General features: G+C 67.9%; 5 protein-coding genes. 3 read left to right on the forward strand and 2 right to left on the reverse strand.

The window, feature by feature from the left end:
• Nucleotides 1–45: 45 nt before the first annotated feature.
• Complete coding sequence (locus FJV41_RS29830) at nucleotides 46–408, reverse strand: nuclear transport factor 2 family protein (protein WP_141645974.1); 363 nt, start codon at nucleotides 406–408, stop codon at nucleotides 46–48.
• Between the two features lie 213 nt (nucleotides 409–621).
• Between FJV41_RS29830 and fusA the strand changes: the two genes are divergently transcribed.
• The 3 genes from fusA to FJV41_RS29845 all read left to right on the forward strand — a co-directional run bounded on the left by fusA (nucleotide 622) and on the right by FJV41_RS29845 (nucleotide 6,246).
• The gene (gene fusA, locus FJV41_RS29835) at nucleotides 622–2,736 is read left to right on the forward strand and encodes an elongation factor G (protein ID WP_141645975.1); all 2,115 of its coding nucleotides are present in this window, start codon (nucleotides 622–624) and stop codon (nucleotides 2,734–2,736) included.
• Between the two features lie 86 nt (nucleotides 2,737–2,822).
• Nucleotides 2,823–4,751, forward strand: coding sequence for an ABC-F family ATP-binding cassette domain-containing protein (locus tag FJV41_RS29840; protein ID WP_141645976.1), 1,929 nt, complete (start codon nucleotides 2,823–2,825; stop codon nucleotides 4,749–4,751).
• Between the two features lie 103 nt (nucleotides 4,752–4,854).
• The gene (locus tag FJV41_RS29845) at nucleotides 4,855–6,246 is read left to right on the forward strand and encodes a fibrinogen-like YCDxxxxGGGW domain-containing protein (protein ID WP_141645977.1); all 1,392 of its coding nucleotides are present in this window, start codon (nucleotides 4,855–4,857) and stop codon (nucleotides 6,244–6,246) included.
• A gap of 47 nt (nucleotides 6,247–6,293) precedes the next feature.
• Here the strand turns inward: FJV41_RS29845 and FJV41_RS29850 are convergent, their stop codons facing one another.
• Nucleotides 6,294–7,469, reverse strand: coding sequence for an FtsX-like permease family protein (locus FJV41_RS29850; RefSeq protein ID WP_246137503.1), 1,176 nt, complete (start codon nucleotides 7,467–7,469; stop codon nucleotides 6,294–6,296).
• Between the last annotated feature and the right edge of the window lie 26 nt (nucleotides 7,470–7,495).

Consider the following 7,495-nt stretch of genomic DNA (forward strand, 5'->3'; position numbering starts at 1 on the left):
CTGGAGCCGCGCCACCCTAGCCCATTCCCAGCGCCAGGGGCCGTTTCAGCCGTGGTACACGCGCGAGGCGACAATCCGGCCCCCGCGCACCTCCAGCACCTCCGCCACCGGCATGGGCGCCTCGCCGGGCGCATGGCGCAGGTACTCCATGAAGACGCGCTCTCCGTCCGCCGTCAGCGCCGTCTCCTCGTAGCGCAAGCCAGGCAGCCGGGCGATGGCCTCCCTCCACCACTTCCCCAGGGCCGAGCGCCCCACCAGCTGCCCCCCGGTCTCCGGATGCAGCACCCGAATCTTGGGGGACGTGTGGGTGCAGTCCTCGGCGTACAGCGCCACCAGCGCCTCCACGTCGTGGGCGTTGAAGGCGTGCAGCCAGGCTCTGGCCACGGAGAAGTTTTCGCTCGCAGTCATGGTTTAGATACCCTCGGAAGAATTCGGATCGGCCCCTCCGCGCAGCGGGGAAGCCGGTCGCCCTGTATATAAGGTGGGCCGAATCTGTAGACAAAGGTGGGAGTATAGGACCCCACCGTCATGCGGATTTGGCTGGAAACCAAGTCCCGTGGGAAGTAAGGGCCCCGCCTGCTCTGTTCCCTCAGGCACTTTCAAGAGAAGAAGGACCGGATCGTGGCCGCCAACGCACCCATCGACAAGATTCGTAACATTGGTATCTCTGCCCACATCGACTCGGGCAAGACGACGCTCTCCGAGCGCATCCTGTTCTATACGGGCAAGATCCATGAGATCCACGAGGTCCGCGGCAAGGACGGCGTGGGCGCGGTCATGGACTCGATGGATCTGGAGCGTGAGAAGGGCATCACCATCCAGTCCGCCGCGACGTACGCGATGTGGGGTGAGTTCAACATCAACCTCATCGACACGCCGGGACACGTGGACTTCACCATCGAGGTGGAGCGCTCCCTGCGCGTTCTCGACGGCGCCATCCTCGTCCTCTGTTCCGTGTCGGGCGTGCAGTCCCAGTCCATCACCGTGGACCGGCAGATGAAGCGCTACCGCGTTCCGCGCATCGCGTTCGTCAACAAGATGGACCGCGCCGGCGCGAACTATGACCGCGTGGCCGCGCAGCTGAAGGAGAAGCTGAACCACCACCCGGTGAAGCTCCAGTACCCCATCGGCGCCGAGGACCGCTTCAAGGGCCTCATCGACCTCATCCAGATGAAGGCGTTCTACTTCGACGGTGAGAACGGTGAGATCGTCCGCGAGGAGGAGATCCCCGCGGACATGCTGGACGAGGCCAAGGTCCGTCGCCAGCAGATGATCGAAGGCGTGGCCGAGGTCGACGACCAGCTCGGTGAGCTGTTCCTGTCCGACGCCGCCATCCCGAACGACATGATCACCGCCGCCGTCCGCCGGGCCACCATCGCCCTGAAGATGACGCCGGTCATGTGCGGCTCCGCCTACAAGAACAAGGGCGTGCAGCTGCTCCTGAACGCGGTCTGCGGTTTCCTCCCGAACCCCAAGGAGGCGACCAACGAGGCGCTGGACCAGAAGAACAACGAGGCGAAGGTCATCCTCGAGTCCGACCCGGAGAAGCCCTTCGTCGGTCTGGCGTTCAAGCTGGAAGACGGCCGCTACGGGCAGCTGACGTACATGCGCATCTACCAGGGCCGCGTCACCAAGGGTGACTTCATCTTCAACCAGGTGAACCAGAAGAAGGTCAAGGTTCCGCGCATCGTCCGGATGAACTCCAACAAGATGGACGACATCAACGACGCGACGGCCGGCGACATCGTCGCGCTGTTCGGCGTCGAGTGCGCCTCCGGCGACACGTTCACCGATGGAACGGTGAACTACACGATGACGTCCATGCACGTCCCGGACGCGGTGATTTCGCTCGCCGTGGCGCCCAAGGATCGCTCCGCCCTGGCCAACTTCTCCAAGGCGCTCAACCGCTTCACCAAGGAAGACCCCACCTTCCGCGTGCACCGCGATGAAGAGTCCGGGCAGACCATCATCCGCGGCATGGGTGAGCTGCACCTGGAGATCTACATCGAGCGCATGAAGCGCGAGTACCAGTGCGAGGTCCAGGCCGGTAAGCCGCAGGTGGCGTACCGCGAGACCATCAGCCAGAAGGGCGAGTTCTTCTACACGCACAAGAAGCAGACCGGCGGCTCCGGTCAGTTCGCGCGAGTGTGCGGCTACATCGAGCCCCTGCCCTCGGACGCGGTGCAGCAGTACGAGTTCGTCGATGACATCGTCGGTGGCTCCATTCCCCGCGAGTTCATCCCCGCGTGCGAGAAGGGCTTCAACGAGGCCATCAAGAAGGGCAGCCTCATCGGCTTCCCCGTCGTCGGGTTGCGCGTGGTCATCAACGACGGCGCGTTCCACGCGGTCGACTCGTCCGAAATGGCGTTCAAGACGGCCGCCATCATGGGCTTCCGCGAGGGCTACGCCGCCGCCAAGCCCATCATCCTCGAGCCGATGATGAAGGTGGAAGTCACGGCGCCCGAGGACTTCCAGGGCTCCGTCGTCGGTCAGCTCAACCAGCGCCGTGGCACCATCCTCTCCACGGAGACGGCCGAGGGCCAGGTGACCGCGGTGGCCGAGGTTCCGCTGAACGCGATGTTCGGCTACTCCACGGACCTTCGCTCCGCGACGCAGGGCAAGGGCGAGTTCACCATGGAGTTCGCCAAGTACACGCCGGTGCCGCGCAACGAGGCCGAGGCCCTGATGGCGCAGTACAAGGAGAAGCTCGCGGCCGAGCAGGCGGCGCGCAAGTAGTCCGCGCCACCGCGACGTCGAGGTTGTAAGGAAGGCGCTCCTCATCAGTGAGGGGCGCCTTTCGCCTTTTCAGGAGTCAGAACACCGTGACGCTGCTTCGTGCCGCCAACGTCCAGCTCAGCTTCGGCAGTCGCACCGTCTTCCAGGGCCTCACCGTCACCATCGAAGAGGGTGAACGCGTGGGCCTGGTGGGCGTGAATGGCTCCGGCAAGACGTCGCTGATGAAGATCCTCGCGGGCGCGGCGAAGCCCGACACGGGCGAGCTGCAGCTGCGCCGGGGCGCCCGCGTCACCTACCTGCCCCAGGAGCCGGAGTTCGCCGAGGGCGCCACGGTGGCCTCGGAGCTGTCCGTGGCCCAGGGCCCCCTGCGCGAGGCGATGGCCGCCCAGGCGGAGCTCGCGCTGAAGCTGGAGGCCTCTCCCCCGGAGGCCCACGAGAAGCTGATGGAGCAGCTCGCCGTGGTGTCGGACCGCATCGAACAGCTGGGCGGCTGGGACACCGAGCACCACGCCAAGACGCTGCTCGACAGGCTGGGCGTGAAGGACTGGGACCGCCCGGTGGCGCAGCTGTCGGGAGGCCTGCGCAAGCGCGTGGCCATTGCCCGCGCGCTCCTCACGCGGCCGGACATGCTGCTGTTGGACGAGCCCACCAACCACCTGGACGCGGACACGGTGGACTGGCTGGAGGAGGAGCTGGACAAGCTGCCCGGCTCGCTCCTGCTCGTCACGCACGACCGGTACTTCCTGGACGGGCTGGTGGACCGCATCGTCGAAATCCAGCCGGGCGGCGGCGTCACGTCCTATCCGGGCAACTACCAGGCGTACCTGGAGCAGAAGCTGGTGGCGCAGGAGAACGCCGAGGTCTCGCAGCACAAGCGCGAGCGGTGGATTGCCCAGGAAGTCGCGTGGCTGCGCCGGGGCCCCGAGGCGCGGCGCACCAAGAGCAAGTCGCGCATCGACCGGGCACAGAAGCTGATGGCGGAGAAGGGCTTCCAGCGCCCCAAGGTCGCCGACCTGCGGGTGATTGCCGCGCCCCGGCTGGGCCACACCGTCATCGAGTCGGAGGGGCTCCAGAAGTCCTTCGGCGAGCGCAAGGTGCTGCAGGGCGTGGACTTCCGGCTCCAGCGCGGCGAGCGCGTGGGCCTCGTCGGCCCCAACGGCGTGGGCAAGACGACCTTCCTGCGCGTCATCCTGGGGGAGCTGCCTCCGGACGGCGGCAAGCTCGTCATCGGGAAGAACACCAAGGTCGCGTACTACGACCAGAACCGGGCGCAGTTGGACCCGGAGATGACGGTGTACGACGCGGCCTCGCAGGGCGAGGACTGGGTGGACCTGGGCGACCAGAAGGTCGCGCTGCGCGACTACCTGGACGACCTGCTCTTCCCCGTGCCCATGCAGCGGATGAAGGTGAAGGCGCTGTCGGGCGGCGAGCGCAACCGGCTGCTCCTGGCGCGCCTGTTCCTGGAAGGCGCCAACGTGCTGGTGCTGGACGAGCCCACCAACGATTTGGACATCGTCACGCTCAACGTGCTGGAGCGGCTGCTGCTGGACTTCGGTGGCAGCACGCTGCTCGTCACGCACGACCGGTACTTCCTCGACAAGGTGGCCACCAGCATCGTGACGTTCGACGGCAACGGCCGCGTCACGCGCTACGAGGGCAACTACGCGATGTACCGGCGGCTGAAGGAGCAGTCGGATGCCATGGCCGCGAAGGGCGCGCCGAAGAAGGACGAGCCCGCCCCCGTCGCCCCCCCTCCCGCGGCGAAGCCGGAGGCGCGCAAGGCGGCCAAGCTCTCCTACAAGGACCAGCGGGAGCTGGACGGTATGGAAGCCACCATCGAAGTGGCCGAGAAGCGCAAGGCGGAGCTGGAGGTCCAGCTCGCCGACCCGACCATCTACAGCAAGAGTGGCAAGGTGGCGGAGGTGCAGAAGGAGCTCGACGGCGCCATCGCCGACATCGACCGCCTCTACGCGCGCTGGCAGGTCCTCCAGGACCTCGCGGCCGGCTCGGCCTAGCCGCTCCATTCCATGCGCGGCCGGAATTGCCGGCACGCGAAGTTTGCCATTCAATCCAGGGGCTCTCGCGGAGCCATCCCTTCCCTCCAGGGAGTCCCCTGACATGTCTTTCATTTCGTCCCGCCCGGTGCGCCGGGTGCTGTCACCGCTGTGTCTGTTGCTGGCGTGGGGCTGTCATTCGGAGGAGGCGAGCCTGGAATCCGCGCCGCCCGCCCTGGCCACATCCCGCGCCGCCGTGGAGGAGGCACCGCCGGAGAGCCTTCCCGCAGACTTCCTCCAGGACATCCAGCTGGCGCTGCCCGAAGGACAGTCCGTCCTGGTGCACCATCCGGAGTACCTGTCGTCGAGCTTCGACCCCAACGTGCGCGTCGTCGCGGAGTCGGATGTCTGGGTGACCTTCGTGTCGGAGGCCGCGACGTTCCTGAACGCCTTCGGCTACTTCACCTATCCGGAGAGCAGCCCGCCCACCACGACGGTGGGCCTGCAGAAGCACCTCGTCTTCGGCAACGCCTCCGCCTGGGGCTCCGGGGGCACGCTGTCACCGGGTGACCGCATGCGCCTGGGACGCTTTCCCGCGGGCACCCGGATTGGCTTCTTCCTCGTCTCCAACGGCTGGGATTGGGGCCAGGTCGACTACGGCCGGACGACCTACTACTCGGTGGATGCGCTGAACCCGGAGCCCCTCCCGTCGCAGCGCCGGCACCTCGTCTCGCTCTACCACCCGGGCGCGCAGCGGCGCGTGCTGGCCTTCGAGGACTTCGACCGCGCCCACGAGCAGGCCAACAACAACTTCTCCGACCTCATCGTGTCCGTCACCAGCAACCCCGCGACGGGCACGGACCCTTCGGGCCCGAGCATCCCCGACAAGCCCTGCCCCGAGTCCCCCACCGCCGCGCCCGCCTCGTGCCGACTGCTGCACCAGTACTGCCCCGCCCTGCCCAGCGGCGTGTACGCGCTGAACCCCTGTGACACCGGCGCCACGCAGCACTACTGCGACATGAGTTCGGAGGGAGGCGGGTGGACCGTCGCCGGCTGGCAGGCGGCCTCGGCCAGGACGAGCCTGGGGCTCACCTCGCGCGGCACGGTGGGAAGCGAGGACTGGTCTCGCGGACTCGCGTGCGTTCCCTTCACCGAGATTCGCGTCTTCAACCGCACCTTTGGCGAGGGCTTCGTCCAGGCCTACCCGGCCCAGACGTGGAACCACACCGCGGTCAACATGGCCATCGGCACACCGGGCATCGCCTTCAAGCAGGGTACCTACGGCCCGGCCAGCTCGGAAATCATGATGGGCTGCGTGGGCTTCAGCTGGCGAGGCGGCGTCTACCTCGAGATTGCCTGCGACAATGACCACGAGGGCCGGGCAAGAGGGCACCTGGCGGACTACGCGGGCGAGTACTGCGCGGGAGGGCGGCTCGACTCCACCTGGGCCTGGAGCGACGGCACCACCTGCCGCTACCGGAGCACGCCCTACACCTGGGGCTTCGCCATCCGCTGACAGGCGCGGGGCCCACGCAGACCTCGCGCGTGGGCCCGTCCCTCCACTCAGTCGTACTTGAGCGCGATGAGGGGGTCCACGCGCGAGGCCCTCAGGGCCGGCAGCCACGTGGCGACGAGTCCCACGGCGAGCAGCACCAGCGGCGCGGTGACGAAGGCCCACGGGTCCAGCGCGCTGACACCGTGCACCATCCCCGAGACCACCCGCGTCAGGCCCAGCGCGCCCACGAAGCCCAGCGCCACGCCCGCGCCCACCGAGCCCAGGCCCTGGAGGAACACCAGCCGCACCACCTCGCCGCGCGTGGCCCCCAGCGCCAGCCTCACGCCCATCTCCCGCGTGCGCTGACTCACCAGATAGGACAGCACCCCGTAGATGCCCACCGCGGCCAGCCCGAGCGCCAGCGCCGCCATCATACCCAGCAGCACCATGTTGAAGCGCTCGGAGCCCAGCGTGCGCGTCACGTGGTCTCCCAGCTTCAGCGACTCCGTCACCGGCTGCCGCGCGTCCACCGCCCACAGCTCGCGTTGCACGGACGCCACCAGCGCCGCGTGCCCCCCGGAGGCTCGCACCAGGAGGTTCTGCGGCAGCATGCGCACCAGCATCCCGTTGAGCGTCGGGGCCACCTGCCCCGAGGCCACGTACAACACCGCGGGCGATTCCCGGTCCAACCCGTTCTCGCGCACGTCGCGAACCACGCCCACGATGACGCGCGGCACGGTGTCCTGCAGCGACGGCACCGTGTAGGCCACACGCAAGCTCTTGCCGATGACGTCCTCGCCCGGCCAGTACTTGCGCGCGGCCGTCTCGTTGATGACCACGACGTGCGGAGCCCCCGCCACGTCCGTGTCCGAAAGCAACCTGCCTCGCACCAGCTCCAGCCCCAGGGCACCGAAGTACCCCGGCGACACGGGCCGATACTGGCCAAACCCCACGCCAGGGCCGTCCAGGCGGCCCTCGAACTTGCCGTCGATGGCGAAGCCCATGCTGGGCCCCAGCTCCATCGGCAGGGCGGGCGTGAAGCCGACCGCCGTCACGCCCGGCAGCGCCCGCACCCGCTCCTCCACCTGACGGTGGAAGCGCTCCAGGGATTCCCGCTCGCCATAGCGCCCCTCCGGAAGCGACAGGCGAAGCACGTGCACGTCGCTCGCATCGAAGCCGGGGCGGACGACCTGGAGCGCGCCAAAGCCCCGGATGAGCAGCGCGGCCCCCGTGAGCAACACCACCGCGAGCGCTGTCTCTTATACACTCT

Source organism: Myxococcus llanfairpwllgwyngyllgogerychwyrndrobwllllantysiliogogogochensis (assembly GCF_006636215.1).
Classification (GTDB): domain Bacteria; phylum Myxococcota; class Myxococcia; order Myxococcales; family Myxococcaceae; genus Myxococcus; species Myxococcus llanfairpwllgwyngyllgogerychwyrndrobwllllantysiliogogogochensis.

Excerpts from the sequence above, each read along its gene's own strand:
- FJV41_RS29845 (WP_141645977.1), top strand. The coding sequence starts at position 4,855 with ATGTCTTTCATTTCGTCCCGCCCGGTGCGCCGGGTGCTGTCACCGCTG.
- FJV41_RS29830 (WP_141645974.1), bottom strand. The coding sequence starts at position 408 with ATGACTGCGAGCGAAAACTTCTCCGTGGCCAGAGCCTGGCTGCACGCC.